Raw genomic sequence first — 21,939 nt, 5'->3', positions numbered from 1 at the left:
TATTTGACCCGTAATCGGACATCGGCCCGAACCGCGGACAAAGCCGCAGGCCCGGCCTTCCCTGACGGAAGACCGGGCCTGGCGGCGTCGGGCGGGAGTCAGACCCGCACGATGGAGGTCAGCGGCATGTTGGTGACGGCCTCGTAGCGGACGCTGGCACCCGGCTTGGGCGCGTGCAGCACCTGGCCGTTGCCCGCGTAGATGCCGACGTGGTGGGCGTCGCTGTAGAAGATCAGCAGGTCGCCGGGCTGGGCCTGGGACAGGTCGGTGCCGATCCGGGTGCCGGCGTTGGCCTGCTCCTGCGAGGTGCGCGGCAGCGAGACGCCGACCTGGTTGAACGACCAGACCATCAGACCGGAGCAGTCGAAGGAGCCCGGGCCCACGGCGCCGTAGACGTACGGGCTGCCGATCTTCGAGGCGGCGACGGACAGTGCAGCGGCACCGCGGGAGCTGCCGGGCGCGGCCGGCTTGACGACCGGCGAGGCCGGGCTCGTGGCGATGTCGCCGCGGCTGTTGTCGCGCGAGGCGCGGTCCGCGGCCTGCTGCTGGGCCTTGGCGGCGTCGGCCTGGGCCTTGGCGTCCGCGGCGGCCTTGTCCTCGGCCGCCTTCAGCGCCGCGCGCTCCTGGTCGGTGAGGGTGTTGAGCAGGGCCTGGGCGGCGTTCAGCTTCTTCTGGACCTCGTCCTTGGAGGCCTTCAGCTGCTGGGTGGTGGACTCCAGCTCGGCGAGCTTGCCCTGGGCCTCGGTGCGGTCCTGGTCCAGCTTGCGCTGCTGCTCCTGGAGCTGCTTCAGCTGGTTCCTCTGGGTGTCACCGGCCTGGTTCAGCGCACCGGCCTGGTTGAGGAAGTTGTCCGGGCTGGAGGAGAACATCAGCTGGACGGTCGGGGATATGCCGCCGTTGCGGTACTGCTCCCCGGCGATCTCGGCGAGGCCGCCCTGCAGATCGGTCACCTGGGCCTGCTGGCGGGCCACCTGGTCCTGCAGGCCGGAGACCTGCTTCTCCAGCGTCTGCTGCTTCTCCTGGGCGGCGTTGTACTGCTCGGTCGCCACCTCGGCCTGCTCGTTGAGCTGGTCGACCTGCTCCTTGACCTGGTCCTTGGTCGGCTGCGGGTCGGCGTGCGCGCCGGACTGCGCGGAGAGGGCGACGGCTGCGGCGGCGACACCGGTCAGGATCGAGACCCGGGCACGGCCTGCTGGCTTGGGACGACGATGGGACGCCACGAAGGCGGACTCCTTCTTCCTGCGTCCGCCTACCGGGTGAGCTGACGGGTTCGGGCCGGAAGCATGCCCTACGACGCCTCACGGCCGTTCTACCGGCCGACCTGGCGCCGATTCACCCCGGAGGAACGTGGTTCCCCGGCTCCGCTCCGCAGCGCCCCCGACCACTGGGCTCCCCTGTCGGGCAGTCGCTTCGACCTGCCCCGCTGCCTCGCGAACTCGGCGGTAACCACCGCCGCCACCCGGGCTGGGTGATCGACAGTGCGGTGGTTCGGGGCACGACCCTAGTAACTGAACCGTGATCGGTTCAAATCCTTGTCAGAAAAAAGACGGAAGATTACCCAAGTTCTCTTGTGAAAATGACCGATGGTGATCGCCACCGTACGCAAGGCTGATCAGGTCTCACCAGTCGGTCGCAAAACGACGGAAAGCCGCGCGCCACCCCCGACCGGAGGTGGCGCGGATCACAGGGCCGAAACCCGGGCCCCTTCGGCGTGTCGGGCCGTCAGACCCGGCGGATCGTGTTGATCGGCATCGCGTCGGCCTTCATCACCTTCACCACGTCACCGGTGTGCGGCGCGTGGACCACCATGCCGTTGCCGATGTACATCCCGACGTGGTGCATGTCGCCGCCGTAGACGACCAGGTCGCCCGGCTGCGCCGCGGCCAGCCCGGGCACGGCGGTGCCGTAGTGGCCCTGCTCCTGCGAGGTGCGCGGCAGCGAGACGCCGGCCTGCCCGTACGCCCAGACCATCAGGCCCGAGCAGTCGAAGGTGGTGGACCCGGTGGCGCCCCACACGTACGCGGAGCCCTGCTTGCTCATCGCCTTGGACACCGCGACGGCCGCGTAACCGCTGGCCGGCGGCAGGCTGCTGAGGTCGACCCGGTCGCTGCCGCGCGAGGCGCGGTCGTCCTGCGCCTGCTGCGCCTTCAGCGCCGCGCGCTCGGCGGAGCTGAGCGAGTTCAGCAGGTCCTGGGCGGCCTTCAGCTTGGTGTTGACGTCCGACTTGGCCTGGTTCAGGTCCTTGGTGGTGGAGTCCAGCGAGGCCAGCACCGCGGCCGCCTCGGCCTTCTCCTGGTCCAGCCGGCGCTGCTGCTCCAACAGCCCCTTGAGCGCCTCGGCCTGGGTGGTGCTGGCCTGCTGGACGGTGGAGGCCTTCTCCAGGTAGCCGGACGGGTCGGAGGAGAGCATCAGCTGGACGGACGGGTCGATGCCGCCGGTGCGGTACTGCTCGCCCGCCACCTCGGCCAGGCCGCCCTGCAGCTGGGTCATCTGCTCCTGGCTGCGGGCCACCTGGTCCTGCAGCTGGTCGGCCTGCTTGCGCAGCTGGTCGGCCCGCTCCTTGGCGCCGTTGTACTTCTCCGCCGCCTGCTCCTGCTCCTGCTGGAGCTGGTCGATCTGCGCCTTGACGTCCGTCGTGTTCGGCTGCGGCGCGGCGTGCGCGGCCACCTGGGCGGAGAGCGCGACCGCGGTCGCAGCCGCAGCAGTGAGCACGGAGACTCGCGCGCGGCTCGGCTGCTTGGGACGGCGGTGGGAGGCCAAGGGCCCGGCTCCTTCTTCCATCGGACTCACCCGATCGGACGAGATTCCGGAAAATAGGTTTGACGCCAGACCCTAGTGAAGATCTAACCGATTTGCCACTCCCCCAAAGGCGTGAAGTCCGTTTCCCACACTGACTTCACCGGAAGCGCACACCGTCGCGAAACCCGCACCGACCAGCCGTCATGCCGCCCGACCGAGGTCAGGGCCGGGCCAGCCGGTTCAGCAGCAGCACCGAGGCCACCGGGCGCGCGCCCGCCTTCCGCACGCCCTCCGCGACCTCCCGGTCGGTGGAGACCACCACCACCGGACGGCCCTGCGGCTCGGCCCGCACCAGACGGCGGATCAGCTCGTCCGCGGTCTCCCCGGTCCGGCTGAACCGCACCCGGACCCCGCGCGGAGGCGCCATGATCACCGGAACGTCCAGGTCCTGCCCGTCGAACACACAGGTGACCTCCGCCTGCGTGCGCTGGGCCAGCATCGCCAGCCCGCCCAGCAGCCGGATCCGCTGCTGCTCCAGCGGCAGCGTCGGATAGCCGGTCTTCGTCACGTTGTAGCCGTCCACCACCAGGTGCACCTGTGGGATCGCCAGCAGCTGGTCCAGCAGCGCCGGATCGTCCTCGGCCAGCCCGCGCCGCGCCACGTCGTGCGGCGAGGCCGCACCCGGCACCACCGCCTCCACCAGGTCCGCCGGGCGGATCTGGGAGACCGGCAGCGCCAGCTCCCGCTGCAGCCCCTGGGCCGACTGCAGCACGGTGTCCAGCAGCAGCCGCAGCCGCATGTCCTCGACGCTGCGCCCCTCCCGGGCCGACCGGCGCCCCTGCTCGGCGGCGGTCTCCAGCTCGGAGACCCGGTGCCGGAGCCGCCGTGCCTCGCCCTCCGCAGCACTGCGCTCGGCCGCGCCCTGGGCCTTCGCCGCCTCCAGCTCCGCGGTCACCCGGCGCGTCTCGGCCTGCGCCCGGCGGGTGTCGCTCTCCAGCGACCGCAGCTTCTTGCGCAGCGACTCGGCCTCCCGCCGGACGCCCTCGAACTCCGCGCGCTGCCGGTCCAGGTCCGCCCGCGCCGCGGCCCGCACCTCGGCCAGCTCCGCCTGCAGCTTCTCCACCAGCCGGGTCGCCTCGGCGGCCGCGTCCTCGGCACCGGCCCGCTCGGCCTCGTCACCGGCCTCGGCGACCAGCCGGCTCCAGCCCGCCGAGCGCACCAGGTAGGCGGCAGCGGCGACGTCCATCGGATCGGCGGCGCCCGGGACGCTGCCCGACTCCAGCGCACGGACCAGATCCGGCTGCCCCAGCCGCAGCCGCTCCGCTATCCGCACCCGGAAGGCCGGCTCCGCCTCCAGCGCCGCGGCCAGCGCGGTGGCCGCGTACTTGGCCCGCCGCGCAGGGGTGAACTTCACGTACTGACGCAGGCTCTGCGGCAGCTCACCCGGCGGCAGTCCGCCCAAGGCGTCCGAGGCCAGCCCGACCACGCGCCGGCGCACCCCCTCCGGCAGCGGCCGGTCGAGCTTCTCGACCGCACGCTCCGACCCTGGCTCCACGGAGTCGGACGGGGCAGTGCTCTGCGCCGGGCCCACCCCGGCGTCCGGCGCCTGCGCCTGCGCAGCGGGCCGAAGTCCCTGCGCTTCGCCGGGCTCCTTCGCTGCGTCCACCACGTCCTCGGCTCCGATCCTGTTGTCCGGCGGGTACGGCCGCGACCCCCCTGTCGTCACGCTCCGTGCTTCTTGTCTGTTCTGTATTGTCCCGTGCGGCGGACGGGCGCGCCGCGCACCGCCCGCCGGACCGGCGGGATCAGCCCTGCTCGGCCGGGGTCTGCGCGTCCTCGGCGCCCGGACGGGCCACCAGCTCGACCTGGTCCACGGCGTTGCACCAGCGGCAGCGCACCGACTCGACGGTCTCGCTCAGCACCTCGGTCTCCTCGACCTTGGACTCGCCGGCCAGGTCGAAGTGCAGGAACTCGGTCACCCGCGCGGTGCGGGTCACGTCGAAACGGGTGAGGTTGCCGCACAGCGTGCAGCGCCAGCGCGTCTCGGCGGTCAGGGCGGGGACGGTCATCGGGGATCCTCTCGGGTTTTCCCTGCGTGGGCCAGGCGCTCCCCCCGGAGCCCCGGCATCGGCGGCGGGAGGCGGGATTGCCCGCCCCAAGCCTATTGCCTGGGGCAACCGTCACGACCATCGGTCAGCCGAATAAGGCAGCTAGTCCACCTGCCGTAAACCGCCGTGTCACCTGCGGCGCCCGGAGGGATGCTTGGCCGCATGGCGCTCACGGCCCCCGACCACACCGCCGCACGGGGCGGCGGGCCGCAGCCCCCGGCCCCGGCGGTCACCTACGCCCTGATCGCGGTCAACACCCTGGTCTTCCTGCTCGGCCCGGCCGCCGGACTCAACCCGCTGTACGGCACCGGCCAGGCCCGGGTCTGCGCGGAGCAGCGGTACGAACAGCGCTGGGGCGCCGTCCCGGCCGAACTCCTGGCCGGACGGCCGCTGACCGCCGAACAGCTGGCCGAGGCCCCCGACCCGGTCCCCGGCTGCCGGGCCGCCCCGACCCCGGGCAAGCACCCGGCGCTGTCCGTCCTCTCCGGCCTCTTCCTGCACGCCGGCTGGCTGCACCTGCTGGGCAACCTGCTCTTCCTCTACGTCTTCGGCCCGACCGTCGAGCAGCGGCTCGGCCGGGCCCGGTACGCCCTCTTCTACCTGGCCGCCGGCAGCCTGGCCACGTACGGTTTCGCGCTTGCCGAGGCGCACTCGCCGGACTCCACCCGGGTCCTCATCGGAGCCTCCGGCGCGATCTCCGCCGTCCTCGGCGCCTACCTGCGCTTCCACCCGCGCTCCCGGGTGACCACGCTGGTCCCGCTGCTGTTCTTCCTGCCGCTGCGCTTCCCGGCCTGGCTGGTGCTCGGACTCTGGTTCGCCCTCCAGTGGTGGTCGGTGCACTCGGCGGGCCCGGGGGTGGCCTACCTGGTGCACGTGATCGGCTTCTCGGCCGGCTTCCTGTACGCCTGCACCGTGGTCCGCCACCCCTCAAGACGCCCCGGCTGACGCCCGATACGCTGGCGGCACCCCACAAAGGAGCCCGAAACAGTGATCACCGCCATCGTCCTGATCAAGACCAGTGTCGACCGCATCCCGGAGATCGCCGAGGCCATCGCCGCGATCGAGGGCGTCAGCGAGGTGTACTCGGTGACCGGCGGGTACGACCTGGTGGCGATGGTCCGGGTGCGCCGCCACGACGACCTGGCCGACGTCATCCCGGGCCGGCTCAACAAGGTCCCGGGCGTGGCCCACACCGAGACCCAGATCGCCTTCCGCACCTACTCCCAGCACGACCTGGAGGCCGCCTTCGCCCTCGGCCTGGACGAGTAGCGCCCGGTCCGAGGCTCAGGCTCTAGCGCCGGGTGTCCGCCACGCAACGCCCGCCCTCGTTGCGGTAGTTCCAGGCCGCGCCGTCCGTGACCAGCTCCCGGACGGCGGTCAGGAAGCGGTCGATGTGCTCGTCCGGGGTGCCGGCGCCGAAGCTCACCCGGATCGCGTTCAGGCTGCGCTCGCCCGGCAGCGAGGGCTCCGGCGCGCCGCACTCCGAGACCGCCACGTCCTCGTCCCCGAGCAGGGTCCGCACCAGCGGATGGGCGCAGAAGAGCCCGTCGCGCACCCCGATGCCGTACTCGGCGGACAGCGCGGCCGAGAAATGCGAGCTGTTCCAGCCCTGCACCACGAAGGACAGCACGCCGACCCGCGGCGAATCGGTACCGAACAGGTTCAGCACCCTGACCTGCGGGATCTCCGCCAGGCCCACCGTCAGCCGGGCGACCAGCTGCCGCTCCCGGGCCTCCAGCGCGTCGAAGCCGGCCTCGCTCAGGGCCCGGCAGGCCGAGGCGATCGCGTAGGCGCCGATGACGTTCGGCGAGCCGGCCTCGTGCCGGGCCGGGCCGGTGTGCCACTGCACGGCCACCGAGCCGTCGGTCTCCCGGGCCACCGTACGGGTCGCCCCGCCGCCGGCCAGGTACGGCTCGGCCGCGTCCAGCCAGTCCGCCCGGCCGGCCAGCACCCCGGCGCCGAACGGCGCGTAGATCTTGTGGCCGGAGAAGGCGATCCAGTCGACGTCCAGGTCGCGCACCGAGACCCGGTGGTGCGGGGCCAGCTGGGCGGCGTCCAGCACGACCCGGGCGCCGTGCCGGTGCGCGGTCGCGGTCAGCTCGGCGACCGGCCACAGCTCGCCGGTCACGTTGGAGGCGCCGGTGACGCAGAGCAGCTTGGGGCCCTCGGGCGCCGCGGCCAGCGCGGTGTCCAGGGCGGCGACCGCCTCGGCCCGCGAGCGCGGCGCGCGCAGGTAGCTGACGTCCAGTCCGGCGTGCGCCCAGGGCAGCAGCGAGGCGTGGTGCTCGGTCTCGAAGGCGAACACCCGGGTGCCGGCCGGGACGGCGCCGGCCAGCAGGTTGAGCGAGTCGGTGGTGGCCCGGGTGAAGACCACCTGGTCGCCCTCGCGCAGGTCGAGGAACTCGGCGACGGTGCGGCGGCTCTGCTCGAACAGGTCGGTGGACAGCTGCGAGAGGTACCCGGCCCCGCGGTGCACGCTGCCGTAGTACGGCGCGTAGGCGGCGACGTCGTCCCAGACCCGCTGCAGCGCCGGCGAGCTGGCCGCATAGTCGAGCGCCGCGTAGCCGACCTTCTCACCGCTGACGAGCGGGACCTGGACGTCGGCGCCGAGGACGGGGAGCGGGGCGCAGATTTCAGTGGAGACCGACATGAGGATGCACTCCTTCGGGGGTAAGGGACCCCCGGGAGTGCTCATCGTCGGGCGTCCGCGCTTGCCGCACGGACGGTTTGCCGTGGCGACCCGGTCCTCACCCAGGGCACCCCGCCACGGACGGAGGGTTGCCGGACAGCAAGCTGGGGCTTGACGCTGTCACTCATGACCTGCCGAAGACTCTAGGTCGCGTCCAGCGGGTGGTCAAACGGGCATCCACCATCCGGACAGCGCCTCCGACCCGCTCGCCTCCGGTACGCCCGGGCACGCCGAGGAGCCCGCACCGGCGTACCGGTACGGGCTCCCGACTGCCGCTTCAGTTCCGGCTGGTGGCTTCCGACCAGCGCCGCAGCTGGTCCTGCGCGGCACCGGAGTCGATGGCCTCCGCGGCCCGCGCCATGCCCGCCGCGAGCTGTTGCGTCAGCGGTGCGTCGCCGAGGTCGCGCGCGACCAGGGCCGCCGCGGTGTTCAGCAGGACGGCGTCCCGCACCGGCCCGCGCTCCCCCGCCAGCAGCCGGCGCGCGACCTCGGCGTTGTACGCCGGGTCCCCGCCGCGCAGCGTCTCGATGCCGACCAGCTCGATGCCGACGTCCCGCGGGTCGAAGGTGGTCTCGGTGACCGCCCCGTCACGCACCACCCAGACCCGCGAGGTGGTGGTGATGGTCAGCTCGTCCAGCCCGTCGTCACCGCGGAACACCAGCGCCGTCGAGCCGCGTCGGGCGAGCACCCCGGCGATCAGCCCGGCCAGCCGGGTGTCGAAGCAGCCGATGGCGTGGGCGGTGACCTTGGCCGGGTTGGTGAGCGGACCGAGGATGTTGAAGGCGGTCGGCACCCCGAGGTCGCGCCGGGCGGTGGCGGCGTGCCGCATGGAGGGGTGGAACTTCGCCGCGAAGCAGAAGGTGAGCCCGACCTCCTCGGCCACCTCGGCGACCCGCCGGGCGGAGAGGTCCAGTGCCACGCCCAGCTTCTCCAGCACGTCCGAGGATCCGCTGGAGGAGGAGGCGGCCCGGTTGCCGTGCTTGACCACCTTGACGCCGGCCGCCGCCGCGACGATCGCCGACATGGTGGAGATGTTGACGGTCTTCGCCCGGTCGCCACCGGTGCCGACGATGTCCACCGCCGGGCCGGGGATGTCCAGCGGCTCGGCGTGCTCGTACATCGCGTCCACCAGACCGGTGACCTCGTCGACCGTCTCGCCCTTGGCCCGCAGCGCGATCATGAAGCCGGCCACCTGGACGGGCGAGGCCTCGCCGCTCATGATCCGGTCCATCGCCCAGGCGGTGGAGGCGCGGTCGAGGTCCTCCCCCTTCAACAGCGCCGCCAGGAGGTCCGGCCAGGTGCGGACCACCTGCACGGGGTCGCTACCGCCGTTCGCAGGGTTCACGTTCACCATGGCTGACTCCACTGTTGTCGGTTCCCCGCTCGGCGGGGGACGTCCGTACGGATGGAGCCAGCCTATCGAGCGACCGGGAACCGCCGGGTCCCCTTCTCTAGTAGTGAAACACCACTGCTCAGCGGGCCACCGGAGCCCGCTTCGCCAGCCGTGCCCGCAGCAGGGTGGCGACCGCGTCGGCCAGCGCCACCGGCTCCACCGGGTGGGAGATCGCAGCGTCGGCCCGGCTCCAGGCGGCGAGCCAGGAGTCCTGCGGCCGGCCGATCAGCACCAGCACCGGCGGGCAGCCGTAGATCTCGTCCTTGAGCTGGCGCCCGAGCCCCAGCCCGCCGGCCGGCACCGCCTCGCCGTCCAGCACGCAGAGGTCCACGCCGCCCTTCTCCAGCGCCTTGAGCACCGCGGGGGTGGTCGCGCACTCCAGGTAGGACAGCTCCGGAAGATCCTCGGCCGGCCGGCGGCCGAGCGCCGTCAGCACCTGCTCGCGGGTGTTGCGGTCGTCGCTGTAGACGAGGACGGTGAGCGTCTCATCGGTGGTGTACGCCATGGACCCTGCTCCCTCAAGTGTGATCCGGACCACGTTCGCCTGATCCGGATGCTACTCCCGATCACCGCCCGCCGAGCCCCCTCGGACACGTTCCTTCTCAAGCCGCCGCGCCCCGGGCTCACCCGCCTGGAGGACGGCGCGTCACCCGACCCGGCCCGGTCCACCCGTACGGCCGACGCGGCCCGCTCCCCCCTACCTCCCGCGGCTACTCCGACCGGGCAACGACGCGCCGGGCAACGGGGTCGCGAGCACTCCGAGGAACCGTCAGAAAAGGGACACGCGGCTGCTCAGCCGCCGTACGGACACCCCGCCGCCCCCCAAGCGGGCATACCGCACGCACCGGACACTCCGAGGGACACCCCCCGGCGTGAAGACGGAATAAGGGACCGACATAATGTCCGTCGTGGCGACAGCAACAGCAGTAGAAACCGGGCACGCGCACGGATCGGTCAACCGGCCGAACATGGTCAGCGTCGGAACGATCGTCTGGCTCAGTTCCGAGTTGATGTTCTTCGCGGCCCTCTTCGCGATGTACTTCACGCTCCGCTCCGTCAAGGGAGCCGAGTTCTGGACCGAGAAGGCCCACGCGCTCAACGTGCCCTTCTCCTCGGTCAACACCACGATCCTGGTGCTCTCCTCGCTGACCTGCCAGCTCGGTGTGTTCGCTGCCGAGCGCGGTGACGTGAAGAAGCTTCGGGCGTGGTTCATCCTCACGTTCGCAATGGGCGCGATCTTCATCGGCGGCCAGGTGTACGAGTACACCGCGCTGGTCAAGGAGGACGGCCTGTCGCTGTCCTCCGACCCGTACGGCACGGTGTTCTACCTCACCACCGGCTTCCACGGCCTGCACGTGACGGGTGGTCTGATCGCCTTCCTGCTGGTCCTGGGACGGACGTACGCAGCCAAGCGCTTCACGCACGAGCAGGCCACCGCCGCGATCGTCGTGTCGTACTACTGGCACTTCGTCGACGTCGTGTGGATCGGCCTGTTCGCGACCATCTACCTGATCAAGTAACCAGCTGATCAGGTCGCTGGCCACCGGCTGCGGCCCCCGCCCTCACCGGCGACGGGCCGCTTCTGCCGGTGCCGACGCTCCCACCGACCGACCGCGCGCGCAGCCCTAGACAGGCAGCCTCGTGCCGGCCAGACCGGCCGCCGGGTGCACCCACCAGTCGACCAGATCCTGACACCGGGGTTATTCCGTGAAAAAGCTCTCCGCACGACGGCGCCACCCATTGGCGGCGCTGGTCGTCCTACTTCTCGCCCTGGCGGCAACCGGGGGGCTGTACGCCGCGTTCGCGCCCGCCGACAAGGCGCAGGCCGACGTCGCCGCGCAGTCGCTCGCGATCGATGAGGGCAAGAAGCTCTTCGCCGTGGGCTGCTCCTCCTGCCACGGCCTGAACGGCCAGGGCGGCAGCGACGGTCCCAGCCTGGTCGGCGTCGGCTCCGCCTCCGTCGACTTCCAGGTCGGCACCGGCCGCATGCCGGCCCAGCAGCCCGGCGCCCAGGTGCCGCGCAAGAAGAACATCTACACGCAGGCCGAGATCGACCAGCTCGCCGCCTTCGTCGCCTCCCTCGGTCCCGGCCCGGTGACCCCGAAGGAGGAGCAGTACACCTCGACCAACCCCGACGACATCTCCAAGGGTGGCGAGCTGTTCCGCACCAACTGCGCCCAGTGCCACAACTTCGCCGGCCAGGGTGGTGCCCTGACCAAGGGCAAGTACGCCCCGTCGCTGGAGGGCGTGGACGCCAAGCACATCTACGAGGCCATGCAGACCGGCCCGCAGAACATGCCGTCGTTCCCGGACACCACCATGCCCGAGGAGCAGAAGAAGCAGATCGTGGCCTTCGTCCGCCACACCACCTCCGATGAGCCCAACCCCGGTGGTCTCACGCTCGGCAGCCTCGGTCCGGTGACCGAGGGTCTGTTCGGCTGGATCTTCGGCCTCGGCACGCTCATCGCGGTCGCGATCTGGGTCGCCGCCCACACCACCAAGGCCAAGAAGTCATGAGCCACGACATGTCAGAAGAGAAGCTCCCGGAGTCCCACGGCTCCGCCGGCGAGGTGGCCCACCACGGCGACCCGTTCGCCGACCCGGGTCTGCCGGCCCACGAGCCCCGGCGCACCGACATCGACGAGCGGGCCGCCCAGCGGGCCGAGCGCCAGGTGTCGCTGATGTTCGTGATCTCGATGCTCGCCACCATCGGCTTCATCGCCTCGTACGTGGCCATCGACCCGGACAAGATCGTCTACATCTTCCCGCTGGGCCACGTCAGCGCGCTGAACTTCGCGCTCGGCCTGACCCTGGGCGTCGCCCTCTTCATGATCGGCGCGGGCGCGGTCCACTGGGCCCGCACCCTGATGTCGGACGTCGAGCTGCCGGCCGAGCGTCACCCGATCGAGGCTGACGACGAGGTCCGCGCGGACGTCATCGAGCAGTTCAAGACCGGTGCCGCCGAGTCCGGTTTCGGCCGCCGCAAGATGATCCGCAACACGCTCATCGGCTCGATGGCGCTGGTCCCGCTCTCCGGCGTGGTCCTGCTCCGCGACCTCGGCCCGCTCCCGGAGAAGAAGCTCCAGGAGACCGGCTGGAAGGAGGCGACGGCGACCAAGCCGCTGTCCCTCATCAACATGAGCACCATGCAGCCGATGAAGCCCGAGGACATCGTCGTCGGCTCGCTGACCTTCGCCATGCCGGAGGGCCTGTCCACGCACAGCGAGGACTTCCAGCAGCGGATCGCCAAGGACGCCCTGATGCTCGTCCGCATCGCGCCCGAGGACATCAAGGACGACAAGTCCAAGGAGCTGGGCTTCGAGGGCATCCTCGCCTACTCCAAGATCTGCACCCACGTCGGCTGCCCGATCAGCCTGTACGAGCAGCAGACCCACCACGCGCTCTGCCCCTGCCACCAGTCGACCTTCGACCTGGCGGACGGCGCGCGCGTCATCTTCGGCCCGGCCGGCCACCCGCTGCCGCAGCTGAAGATCACCACTGACGAGAAGGGCAACCTGGTCGCCACCGGCGACTTCAAGGAGCCTGTCGGCCCGAGCTTCTGGGAGCGTGCTCGATGAGTAGCGCGAGCAGCACCACGACCGGTGCCGCCAAGCCCTCCAGCACGCGCGCCAAGCCCGCCAACAAGTGGGAGGCCGCGGCTGACTGGACGGACGGCCGGCTGGGGATCTACTCCCTGGCCAAGGCCAACCTGCGGAAGATCTTCCCGGACCACTGGTCCTTCATGCTGGGCGAGATCTGCCTCTACTCGTTCGTCATCATCATCCTGACCGGCGTCTACCTGACGCTGTTCTTCAAGCCCTCCATGGGCGAGGTGATCTACAACGGGTCGTACGTCCCGCTCAAGGGCATCGGCATGTCCGAGGCCTACGCGTCGACGCTCGACATCAGCTTCGAGGTCCGCGGCGGCCTGCTGATCCGTCAGATCCACCACTGGGCCGCGCTGGTCTTCGTCGCCGCGATGCTCGTGCACATGATGCGCGTGTTCTTCACCGGCGCGTTCCGCAAGCCGCGCGAGATCAACTGGGTCTTCGGCTTCCTGCTGCTGGTCCTGGGCATGTTCGACGGCTTCTTCGGCTACTCGCTGCCCGACGACCTGCTCTCCGGCACCGGTATCCGCTTCATGGAAGGCGCGATCCTCGCCGTCCCGCTGATCGGCACGTACATCCAGATGTTCCTGTACGGCGGCGAGTTCCCCGGGCACGACATCATCCCGCGGTTCTTCACCATCCACGTGCTGCTGATCCCCGGCATCATGCTCGGCCTGCTGGTGGCGCACCTGATCCTGGTCTTCTACCACAAGCACACCCAGTGGGCGGGCCCGGGCAAGACCGAGAAGAACGTCGTCGGCATGCCGCTGATGCCGGTCTACATGGCCAAGGCCGGCGGGTTCTTCTTCCTGGTCTTCGGCATCATCGCCGCCATCTCGGCGATCGCCTCGATCAACCCGATCTGGGCCTACGGCCCGTACCGCCCGGATCAGGTCTCCACGGACGCCCAGCCGGACTGGTACATGGGCTTCTCCGAGGGTCTGATCCGCGTCATGCCGGGCTGGGAGATCAGCCTGTGGGGCCACACCCTGAACCTGGGTGTCTTCATCCCGCTGATGATCTTCCCGCTGGTCCTGGTCGCCATCGCGGTCTACCCGTTCATCGAGGGCTGGATCACCGGCGACAAGCGCGAGCACCACATCCTGGACCGCCCGCGCAACGCCCCGGTCCGCACCGGCCTGGGCGCCGCCTGGATCAGCCTGTACCTGGTGCTGCTGATCGGTGGTGGCAACGACCTGTTCGCCACGCACTTCCACCTGTCGCTGAACTCGATCACCTACTTCGTGCGCGTCGGCTTCTTCGTGGTGCCGGTCATCACCTTCATCGTCACCAAGCGCTGGTGCCTCGGCCTCCAGCGCCGTGACAAGGAGAAGGTGCTGCACGGCCGCGAGACGGGCGTCATCAAGCGCCTGCCGCACGGCGAGTTCATCGAGGTGCACGCCCAGCTGCCGCAGAAGGACCTGTTCAAGCTCACCGCGCACGAGCAGAACCAGCCGGTCGAGCTGCCGGCCCAGACGGACGAGAACGGCGTGGCCCGCAAGGCCGGCGTCCTCACCCGCACCCGGGCCAAGCTGTCCCGCGGCTTCTACGGCGAGGGCGGCCAGATCCCCAAGCCGACCTCCGAGGAGCACCACGAGATCACCAGCGGCCACGGCCACCACTGATCCCGTACGCACCCCGCGTCACCCCGAGGGCCGCCGACCAGAGTTCGTCTGGTCGGCGGCCCTCGGGCCTTTTCGCATCCACCGGCCCCGCAGCCGCCCACGTCCCCCAGGAGCCCCCCGTGCAGCTCTCCGTCGACCCCGACTCCGCCACTCCCCCGTACGAGCAGATCCGCGCCCGGATCGCCGAGCAGGCCCGCTCCGGCGAGCTGCCGGCCGGGCTGCGACTGCCGACCGTACGGGCTCTGGCCGAGGAACTGGGGCTGGCCGCCGGGACCGTCGCCCGGGCGTACCGGGAGCTGGAGGCCGACGGGGTGGTGGAGACCCACGGCCGGCGCGGCACGCTGATCGCCGCCGCCGGGGACACCGCGCACCGGCTGGCCGCCGCGGCCGCCACCGAGTACGCCGAGCGCGCGGACCGCCTCGGGCTCTCCCACGCGGACGCCCTGGCCGCGGTGGTCACCGCCCTGCGGCTGGCCTACCCCGAGGCCTAGGACCTGTCCGGCGGGCCCCCGCAGGCCTGCCCTAGACCTCAGGGCGGATCATGCCCGAGGCCGGGGCCTGGGCGGGCGGCGCGGTGGTGCTGAGGGGTTGTCCGACGGCGCTGTGCTTGACCCAGTCGGTCCAGCCGACGTTCCAGTCGCCGAAGCCGTTGCCGAACGCCTCCATCTGGGGGCCGCGGCTGTTCACCACCGTGACCAGGTCCCCCACCCGGGTGTTGTCGTAGAACCACTTGGCGTTGTCGGTGCTCATGCCGGTACAGCCGTGGCTGACGTTCTCCACGCCCTGCGAGCTGACCGACCAGGGCGCCGCGTGGACGTACTCGCCGCTCCAGGTCACCCGGGTGGCCCACTCGACGTTCAGGTCGTAGGCCTCCGAGCTGCCGGTGGCTATGCCGATCGTCTCGCCGTTCATCCGGACCGAGCGCTCCTGGCCGAGCACCACCTTGGTGCCGTTGCGGGTGTCGAAGCCCGGCTTGCCGGTGGTGACCGGGATGGTCCGCACGACCTCGCCGTCACGCTTCAGGGTGAGTTCGTGGGCGGCCGCATCGATCACCGACTCCACCCGTGCGCCGATCCGCAGCTTGAGCGCGCTGCGGTCGCCCCCGTAGAGGCCGTCCGCGATCCGGCTGCCGGTGCCGTCGAAGGACAGCGAGACGGTCGTCCCGGCCGGCCAGTAGTCCTCCGGGCGGAAGTGCAGGTTCTTGTCATCCACCCAGTACCAGGCGCCCGTGACGGCGGGCTGGGAGCTGACGGTCAGGTCGCGCTCGACCTCCTGACGGGCCTGCGGGTCCTTCACCGCCTCGGAGAGCTGCACGGTGAGCGGCTGGCCCACCCCGTAGACGCCGCTGCCGGAGGAGTCCGGGCCGAGCTTCGCGGTGAGCAGGCGCTGGGCGGCGAGGGTGCTGAAGCTCGCGGTGGTGTCGCCCCGGCCGCCCTTGCCGTCGTCGGCGGAGATCCGCACGGAGTAGGCGGTGGCGGCCTTCAGCCGGCCGGTGGTCTGCCAGCTGCGCTGGTCGTCGGCGAGCGTTCCGGCGACCACCCGGCCGTCCGGGCCGACCACGGTGACGTCGGTGAGCCGGCTGCCCGCCACCGCGGTGACGGTGACCGGCTGGGAGGGATCGACCTTGCCGTCCGCCGAGAGGTGGACCAGCGGGGCCGCATCGATCCGGTGCGGCCCGGCGGACTCGTCGTCACCGGACGAGCAGGCGGCCAGCGGGGCCAGTACTACGAGGGCCAGCGAGATGCTGCCGATGCCTGCGATTCCGCGCCTGTCGGCCATGACCGCCTCCGAGGGTTCGCACGATTGATCTGATCGTAGGAACGCCTTCTGGCGGAGCGACATCCAGGGGACCCGCCGTTCACCCGGCTGAGTGAGGCCGTCACCCAGGAGATGCACCAGGGCCGGTCCCCCCGTGCGGGAGGACCGGCCCTGGTGTCGGCGAGCGGGAACCCTACTGGTTCTGGTTCTCGCCCCGGTAGAACTCGAAGACCCATCCGAAGATGCCGATCATGATGATCGGGGCGGCCCAGAACATCAGCCACCAGCCGAAGATCACGCCCAGGAAGGCCAGCGCGCCACCGAGCGCCAGCGAGAGCGGCTGCCAGCTGTGCGGGGCGAAGAAGCCCAGCTCGCCGGCGTCGTCCGCGACCTCGGCCTCGGGGTTGTCACCCGCGCCGCTGTCCACCCGGCGGGCGGTGAAGGCGAGGTAGTACCCGATGAAGGCGCACAGCGCGAAGGCCAGGAACAGCGCGGTGGTACCGGCGGCCTCCAGGCCCGGCCCCGAGTTGTTGGTCCACAGGCCGTAGGTGATGGCCATCGCCAGCACGAAGACCGACAGGCCAAGGAAGATCTTTCCCTGTTCCTTCATCAGGCGTCGCCCTCCTTGTTGCCCTTGCCCAGCTTCGGGGCGTCGTACTTCGCCGGGGTCACGCCGGCGAGGTGCTTGGCCGGCTCACCGTGGTTCTCCAGGTAGTCCAGCGCGGCGATCTCCGGGTGGTGGAGGTCGAAGGCCGGGGATTCGGAGCGGATCCGGGGCAGGGTGAGGAAGTTGTGCCGCGGCGGCGGGCAGGAGGTCGCCCACTCCAGGGAGCGGCCGAAGCCCCACGGGTCGTCCACGGTGACCTTCTCGCCGTACTTGGCGGTCTTCCAGACGTTGTAGAGGAACGGCAGGATCGACAGGCCGAGCACGAAGGAGCCGATGGTCGAGACGGTGTTCAGGGTGGTGAAGCCGTCCGAGGCCAGGTAGTCGGCGTAGCGGCGGGGCATGCCCTCCGCGCCGAGCCAGTGCTGCACCAGGAAGGTGGTGTGGAAGCCGAAGAACAGCGTCCAGAAGGTGATCTTGCCGAGGCGCTCGTCCAGCATCTTGCCGGTCATCTTCGGCCACCAGAAGTGGAAGCCGGCGAACATCGCGAAGACGACGGTGCCGAAGACCACGTAGTGGAAGTGGGCGACGACGAAGTACGAGTCCGAGACGTGGAAGTCGATCGGCGGCGAGGCGAGCAGGACACCGGTCAGACCACCGAAGAGGAAGGTGACCAGGAAGCCGACCGTCCAGAGCATCGGGGTCTCGAAGCTCAGCGAGCCCTTCCACATGGTGCCGACCCAGTTGAAGAACTTCACACCGGTCGGGACCGCGATCAGGAAGGTCATGAACGAGAAGAACGGCAGCAGGACCTGTCCGGTGACGTACATGTGGTGCGCCCACACCGTCACGGACAGACCGGCGATCGCGATGGTGGCCGCGATCAGACCGGAGTAGCCGAACATCGGCTTGCGGCTGAAGACCGGGATGATCTCCGACACGATGCCGAAGAACGGCAGCGCGATGATGTACACCTCGGGGTGGCCGAAGAACCAGAACAGGTGCTGCCAGAGCATCGCCCCGCCGTTGGCCGGGTCGAAGACGTGGGCACCGAACTTGCGGTCGGCCTCCAGAGCGAACAGCGCGGCGGCCAGGACCGGGAAGGCCAGCAGGACCAGCACCGAGGTCAGCAGGACGTTCCAGACGAAGATCGACATCCGGAACATCGTCATGCCCGGGGCGCGCATGCAGATGATCGTGGTGATGAAGTTGACCGCACCGAGGATCGTGCCGAAGCCGGAGAAGGCCAGACCCATGATCCACATGTCGCCGCCGACGCCGGGCGAGTGCACCGCGTCCGACAGCGGGGAGTAGGCGAACCAACCGAAGTTGGCGGCGCCGTTCGGGGTCAGGAAGCCGCAGACCGCGATGGTCGAACCGAAGAGGTACAGCCAGTACGCGAACATGTTCAGACGCGGGAACGCCACGTCCGGGGCGCCGATCTGCAGCGGCATGATCCAGTTCGCGAAGCCCGCGAACAGCGGCGTCGCGAACATCAGCAGCATGATCGTGCCGTGCATCGTGAACGCCTGGTTGAACTGCTCGTTCGACAGGATCTGGGTCCCGGGACGAGCCAGCTCGGCACGCATGACCAGGGCGAGGATGCCACCGATCAGGAAGAAGGCGAACGACGTGCCCAGGTACAGGGTGCCGATCGTCTTGTGGTCAGTGGTGGTCAGCCACTTGATGATGGTCGAACCCGGCTTCCGGGTCCGCTGCGCCCCGACCGTGACGGCCTCGGCGCCCCCGCCGGCCGCGGCGGGCTCGTTGAGGATGGTCACTTCTCTTCACTTCCCATGGTGATGAGGCCGGAGGGCACCGCACCGTTCTGGCCCTTGGCGCGAAGCTCGGCCAGGTGCTTGTCGTAGTCGGCGCGATCGACGACCTTGACGTTGAACAGCATGCGCGAGTGGTCGGTGCCGCAGAGCTCGGCACACTTGCCCATGTACTCGCCCTTGACGGTCGGGGTGACCTCGAACTTGTTCACCACGCCCGGCACGACGTCCATCTTCATCATGAAGTTGACGGGCCAGAAGTCGTGGATGACGTCACGCGAGGTGAGACGGAACTGGACCGTCTCGTTGACCGGCAGCCAGAGCGTCGGAGCGTCCTTGGGAGTGCCGACCTCGTAGGCGGCGTCCTTGTTGGCCGGGTCAGGGGTCTCGGTGTTCTCGTAGTTGAACGCCCAGCTCCACTGGAAGCCGACCACGTTGACGTAGTGCTGCGGCTTCTCGGAGACGGCGGTCAGCTTGCTCTCGTCGCGGGCAACGAAGTAGAAGAGCACCGAAACGATGATGATGGGGACCGCGGTGTAGAGCGCCTCGATGGGCACGTTGTACCGGGTCTGCGGGGGGACCTCCACACCGGTGCGCTTGCGCCGGTGGAAGATCACGCTCCAGATGATCAGACCCCACATCAGTACGCCGACCACCAGCGCCGCGATCCAGGACCCCTGCCACATCTGGAGGACCATCGGCCCTTCCTTGGTGACGGGGCTCGGGAGGCCAAGCCTGGGGAGGTCGTTGGCCGAGCAGCCGGTGGCGGTCGCGATGACGAGGCCCAGTGCCAGCGCCTGAGGCAGCTTCCGCCGCATCGTGCGCCGCGGCGAGCGGTCGGAGCCGTTGGGACTCACGTAGCGCCTTCCCGAAGTCTCGCCCGCCTTCGCGTCGCCCCGGGGAGGAGTGTGAGCCTCCCCGGCGACCCGTCCACGGGCACGGTTTGAATGCTTATGCGGGCCAAACCCTACTCCAGCCTTATGCGCTCCTGACGGGCAGCCCCCGGTAACGCGCCGCCCGGTAGCCCGATCAGGGCCGGTGGGGGCTGCGCCGCAGGTCATCGTAGGCATCCGAGGTCCGTACGCCCGATCGGGGGATGACCTCGAACAACGGCCGTGACGATCCGTCGGACGCGGACGAAGCGGACATTCGGGGTGATCCACTGACGGTGGGTGAGCCGTGCGGCCGGGCCGGAACGCGCCCGGGGTGTGGCGTTAAATGTGACCGTGTACTTCGACGCGGCCTCGACGGCCCCTCTGCACCCCGTCGCGCGGCAGGCACTGACCGCCGCCCTGGACGAGGGCTGGGCCGATCCGGCCCGGCTGTACCGCTCCGGCCGGCAGGCCCGGATGCTGCTCGACGCCGCCCGGGAGACGGTCGCCGCGGTGCTCGGCGCCCGGGCCGACGAGATCGCCTTCACCGCGAGCGGGACGCAGGCCGTCCAACTCGGCCTGCTGGGCGCCCTGGCCGGGAACCGGCGGCGCGGCGGCCACCTGGTGCACTCGGCGGTGGAGCACTCCAGCGTGCTGCACGTCGCCGAGCGCCACGAGGCCGCGGGCGGGGAGGTCTCGGTGGTCCCGGTGGACCGGGGCGGCCGGGTCGACCCGGAGGCCTTCGGCGCGCTGCTGCGCCCGGACACCGCCCTGGCCGCGCTGCAGAGCGCCAACCACGAGGTGGGCACCGTCCAGCCGGTCGGCGAGGTCGCCGCGCTGTGCGCCGAGGCCGGCGTCCCGCTGCTGGTCGACGCGGCGCAGAGCGCCGGGCGGGTGGACGTCCCGGCCGGCTGGTCACTGCTGACCGCGAGCGCCCACAAGTGGGGCGGCCCGCCAGGGGTCGGGGTGCTGGCGGTGCGCAAGGGCGTCCGGTACGCCTCGCCGCTGCCCGCCGACGAGCGCGAGGGCGGCCGGGTGCCCGGCTACGTCAACGTCCCGGCGATCGTGGCCGCGGCCGCCTCGCTACGGGCCGTACGGGCCGAGGCAGAGCAGGAGAACGCCCGGCTGCACGCGCTGGTGGAGCGGATCCGGGCCCGGGTGCCGCAGCTGGTGCCCGAGGTCGAGGTGGTCGGCGACCCGGTGCGGCGGCTGCCGCACATCGTCACCTTCTCCTGCCTGTACGTGGACGGCGAGGTGCTGCTGACCGAGCTGGACCGGGCGGGCTTCGCGGTCTCCTCCGGCTCCTCCTGCACCTCCTCCACCCTGACGCCCAGCCATGTGCTGGCCGCGATGGGGGTGCTCACCGAGGGGAACGTCCGGGTCTCGCTGCCGTACGGGACGGCCGAGGCCGACGTGGAGCGCTTCCTCGCCGTGCTGCCCGACCTGGTGGCCGGGGTCCGGGCGCCGCTGGGGCTGGACCTGCCGGCGCCGAAGGCGACGGCGGAGGCCGCCACCCTCGTCATCGACGCCCTGGGCAAGCGGTGCCCGCTGCCGGTGATCGAGCTGGCGAAGCGGATCGGCGAGGTGCCGCCGGGCGGCACGGTGGTCGTGCTGGCGGACGACGAGGCGGCCCGACTGGACATCCCGGCCTGGTGCGAGATGCGCGGGCAGGAGTACGCGGGCGAGGCCCCGGCCGCCGACTACGGCGGCGACCGGGGCTCGGCCTACCTCGTCGTCCGGCGTACTACTTGACCAGGCGCGCGCGGATCTCGGCGGCCGCCTCGGCGCCGTAGGTGTCCTCGAAGCGCTTGAGGAAGGTGGCCGGGCGCAGCTCGTACTCCTGGGTGCCGACGGTCTCGATCACCAGGGTGGCGAGCATGCAGCCGAGCTGGGCGGAGCGCTCCAGGTCGAGCTCCCAGGACAGGCCGGCGAGGAAGCCGGCCCGGAAGGCGTCGCCGACGCCGGTCGGGTCGACCTTCGCGTCCTCCTTGGCGCAGCCGACCAGGATCGGGGCCTCGCCCTTGCGCTCGATCCGGACGCCCTTGCTGCCCAGGGTGGTGATCCGGGTGCCGACGCGGGTCAGCAGCTCCTCGGCGTCCCAGCCGGTCTTGGTCTCGATCAGCGCGGCCTCGTACTCGTTGGTGAAGAGGTACGCGGCGCCGTCCACGATCTCGCGGATGTCGTGGCCGTCCAGGCGGGCCAGCTGCTGGGAGGGGTCGGCGGCGAAGGCGTAGCCGCGGGTGCGGCACTCCTGGGTGTGGCGGACCATGCCCTGCGGGTCGTCGGCGCCGATCAGGACGAGGTCCAGGCCGCCGACGCGGTCGGCGATCGGCTTCAGCTCGATGCTGCGGGCCTCGGCCATGGCACCGGTGTAGAACGAGGCGATCTGGTTGTGGTCCTCGTCCGTGGTGCACATGAAGCGGGCCGTGTGCCGGGTCTCGGAGATGTGGACGGAGTCGCAGTCCACGTTGTTGCGCTCCAGCCAGCTGCGGTACTCGGCGAAGTCCGCACCGGCGGCGCCGACCAGGACCGGGCGGAGCCCGAGCACGCCCATGCCGAAGGCGATGTTCGGCGCGACCCCGCCGCGGCGGATGTCCAGGGTGTCGACCAGGAAGGACAGCGACACGGTGTGCAGCTGCTCGGCGACGAGCTGGTCGGCGAACCGGCCGGGGAACGTCATCAGGTGGTCGGTGGCGATCGAGCCGGCGACGGCGATACGCACGGAAGGTCTCCTCAGGATGGCTACTGGGCCAGCGGGCATGCAGGGG

General features: G+C 70.8%; 20 protein-coding genes and 2 riboswitches. Of the genes, 8 read left to right on the top strand and 12 right to left on the bottom strand.

Annotated elements, in window-relative coordinates; all coding sequences use genetic code 11:
* Window positions 1-98: 98 nt before the first annotated feature.
* From BX285_RS13815 to BX285_RS13800, 4 genes are all read right to left on the bottom strand, one after another.
* A complete protein-coding gene (locus tag BX285_RS13815) occupies window positions 99-1,220 on the bottom strand; it encodes a C40 family peptidase (protein WP_097238239.1) in 1,122 nt (373 codons plus the stop codon).
* Between the two features lie 10 nt (window positions 1,221-1,230).
* Window positions 1,231-1,384, bottom strand: a riboswitch (cyclic di-AMP (ydaO/yuaA leader).
* A 338-nt stretch (window positions 1,385-1,722) separates the two neighbouring features.
* Window positions 1,723-2,760, bottom strand: a complete 1,038-nt coding sequence (locus BX285_RS13810; RefSeq protein ID WP_097238238.1) for a C40 family peptidase — start codon at window positions 2,758-2,760, stop codon at window positions 1,723-1,725.
* A 199-nt stretch (window positions 2,761-2,959) separates the two neighbouring features.
* Window positions 2,960-4,294 (bottom strand): NYN domain-containing protein, encoded by a 1,335-nt coding sequence (locus BX285_RS13805; protein WP_121177494.1) that lies wholly within the window; start codon window positions 4,292-4,294, stop codon window positions 2,960-2,962.
* 250 nt (window positions 4,295-4,544) lie between these two features.
* Window positions 4,545-4,808, bottom strand: coding sequence for a hypothetical protein (locus BX285_RS13800; RefSeq protein WP_097238237.1), 264 nt, complete (start codon window positions 4,806-4,808; stop codon window positions 4,545-4,547).
* A gap of 201 nt (window positions 4,809-5,009) precedes the next feature.
* On the opposite strand from BX285_RS13800, the gene BX285_RS13795 reads away from it, so the two are divergent.
* The gene (locus BX285_RS13795) at window positions 5,010-5,792 is read left to right on the top strand and encodes a rhomboid family intramembrane serine protease (RefSeq protein ID WP_097238236.1); all 783 of its coding nucleotides are present in this window, start codon (window positions 5,010-5,012) and stop codon (window positions 5,790-5,792) included.
* Between the two features lie 42 nt (window positions 5,793-5,834).
* Window positions 5,835-6,116 (top strand): Lrp/AsnC ligand binding domain-containing protein, encoded by a 282-nt coding sequence (locus tag BX285_RS13790; protein WP_030060206.1) that lies wholly within the window; start codon window positions 5,835-5,837, stop codon window positions 6,114-6,116.
* A gap of 22 nt (window positions 6,117-6,138) precedes the next feature.
* Here BX285_RS13790 and BX285_RS13785 read toward each other — a convergent pair whose 3' ends face one another.
* The 3 genes from BX285_RS13785 to BX285_RS13775 form a co-directional block, all read right to left on the bottom strand.
* On the bottom strand, window positions 6,139-7,497 hold the full coding sequence (locus BX285_RS13785; RefSeq protein WP_097238235.1) for an aminotransferase class V-fold PLP-dependent enzyme: 1,359 nt from the start codon (window positions 7,495-7,497) through the stop codon (window positions 6,139-6,141).
* 52 nt (window positions 7,498-7,549) lie between these two features.
* Window positions 7,550-7,668: riboswitch (SAM riboswitch) on the bottom strand.
* 145 nt (window positions 7,669-7,813) lie between these two features.
* Window positions 7,814-8,890, bottom strand: a complete 1,077-nt coding sequence (trpD, locus tag BX285_RS13780) for an anthranilate phosphoribosyltransferase (protein ID WP_097238234.1) — start codon at window positions 8,888-8,890, stop codon at window positions 7,814-7,816.
* Window positions 8,891-9,008: 118 nt separating this feature from the next.
* Complete coding sequence (locus tag BX285_RS13775) at window positions 9,009-9,434, bottom strand: hypothetical protein (protein WP_097238233.1); 426 nt, start codon at window positions 9,432-9,434, stop codon at window positions 9,009-9,011.
* 394 nt (window positions 9,435-9,828) lie between these two features.
* Between BX285_RS13775 and BX285_RS13770 the strand changes: the two genes are divergently transcribed.
* From BX285_RS13770 to BX285_RS13750, 5 genes are all read left to right on the top strand, one after another.
* Entirely contained in the window at window positions 9,829-10,449 is a 621-nt protein-coding gene (locus BX285_RS13770) for a heme-copper oxidase subunit III (RefSeq protein ID WP_097238232.1), read from the top strand.
* 187 nt (window positions 10,450-10,636) lie between these two features.
* Window positions 10,637-11,446, top strand: a complete 810-nt coding sequence (locus BX285_RS13765; protein ID WP_097238231.1) for a c-type cytochrome — start codon at window positions 10,637-10,639, stop codon at window positions 11,444-11,446.
* Window positions 11,447-11,454: 8 nt separating this feature from the next.
* Window positions 11,455-12,507: a ubiquinol-cytochrome c reductase iron-sulfur subunit gene (locus BX285_RS13760; protein ID WP_179852901.1), complete on the top strand. Its 1,053-nt coding sequence runs from the start codon at window positions 11,455-11,457 to the stop codon at window positions 12,505-12,507.
* Window positions 12,504-14,162 (top strand): cytochrome bc complex cytochrome b subunit, encoded by a 1,659-nt coding sequence (locus BX285_RS13755; protein WP_097238229.1) that lies wholly within the window; start codon window positions 12,504-12,506, stop codon window positions 14,160-14,162. Before BX285_RS13760 ends, BX285_RS13755 begins: the two co-directional genes overlap by 4 nt.
* 119 nt (window positions 14,163-14,281) lie before the next feature.
* Entirely contained in the window at window positions 14,282-14,653 is a 372-nt protein-coding gene (locus BX285_RS13750; RefSeq protein WP_121175289.1) for a GntR family transcriptional regulator, read from the top strand.
* 31 nt (window positions 14,654-14,684) lie between these two features.
* On the opposite strand, the gene BX285_RS13745 is transcribed toward BX285_RS13750, so the two are convergent.
* The 4 genes from BX285_RS13745 to coxB form a co-directional block, all read right to left on the bottom strand.
* Entirely contained in the window at window positions 14,685-15,941 is a 1,257-nt protein-coding gene (locus BX285_RS13745) for an Ig-like domain-containing protein (RefSeq protein WP_097238227.1), read from the bottom strand.
* Window positions 15,942-16,113: 172 nt separating this feature from the next.
* Window positions 16,114-16,530, bottom strand: coding sequence for a cytochrome c oxidase subunit 4 (locus BX285_RS13740; RefSeq protein WP_097238226.1), 417 nt, complete (start codon window positions 16,528-16,530; stop codon window positions 16,114-16,116).
* On the bottom strand, window positions 16,530-18,305 hold the full coding sequence (gene ctaD, locus BX285_RS13735; RefSeq protein ID WP_097238225.1) for a cytochrome c oxidase subunit I: 1,776 nt from the start codon (window positions 18,303-18,305) through the stop codon (window positions 16,530-16,532). The genes BX285_RS13740 and ctaD overlap by 1 nt, the downstream gene beginning before the upstream one ends.
* Entirely contained in the window at window positions 18,302-19,156 is an 855-nt protein-coding gene (gene coxB / locus BX285_RS13730) for a cytochrome c oxidase subunit II (protein WP_097238224.1), read from the bottom strand. Before coxB ends, ctaD begins: the two co-directional genes overlap by 4 nt.
* A gap of 363 nt (window positions 19,157-19,519) precedes the next feature.
* Between coxB and BX285_RS13725 the strand changes: the two genes are divergently transcribed.
* Entirely contained in the window at window positions 19,520-20,923 is a 1,404-nt protein-coding gene (locus BX285_RS13725) for a cysteine desulfurase/sulfurtransferase TusA family protein (RefSeq protein ID WP_259470526.1), read from the top strand.
* Here the strand turns inward: BX285_RS13725 and BX285_RS13720 are convergent.
* On the bottom strand, window positions 20,916-21,893 hold the full coding sequence (locus tag BX285_RS13720; RefSeq protein ID WP_121175288.1) for a carbohydrate kinase family protein: 978 nt from the start codon (window positions 21,891-21,893) through the stop codon (window positions 20,916-20,918). The two genes, BX285_RS13725 and BX285_RS13720, sit on opposite strands and share 8 nt — an antisense overlap.
* Window positions 21,894-21,939 lie beyond the last annotated feature (46 nt).

This window comes from Streptomyces sp. 1114.5, assembly GCF_003635085.1.
Classification (GTDB): Bacteria; Actinomycetota; Actinomycetes; order Streptomycetales; family Streptomycetaceae; genus Kitasatospora.
The sequence above is the reverse complement of the archived record's forward strand: the minus strand, read 5'-3'. Positions and strand labels throughout refer to the sequence as shown.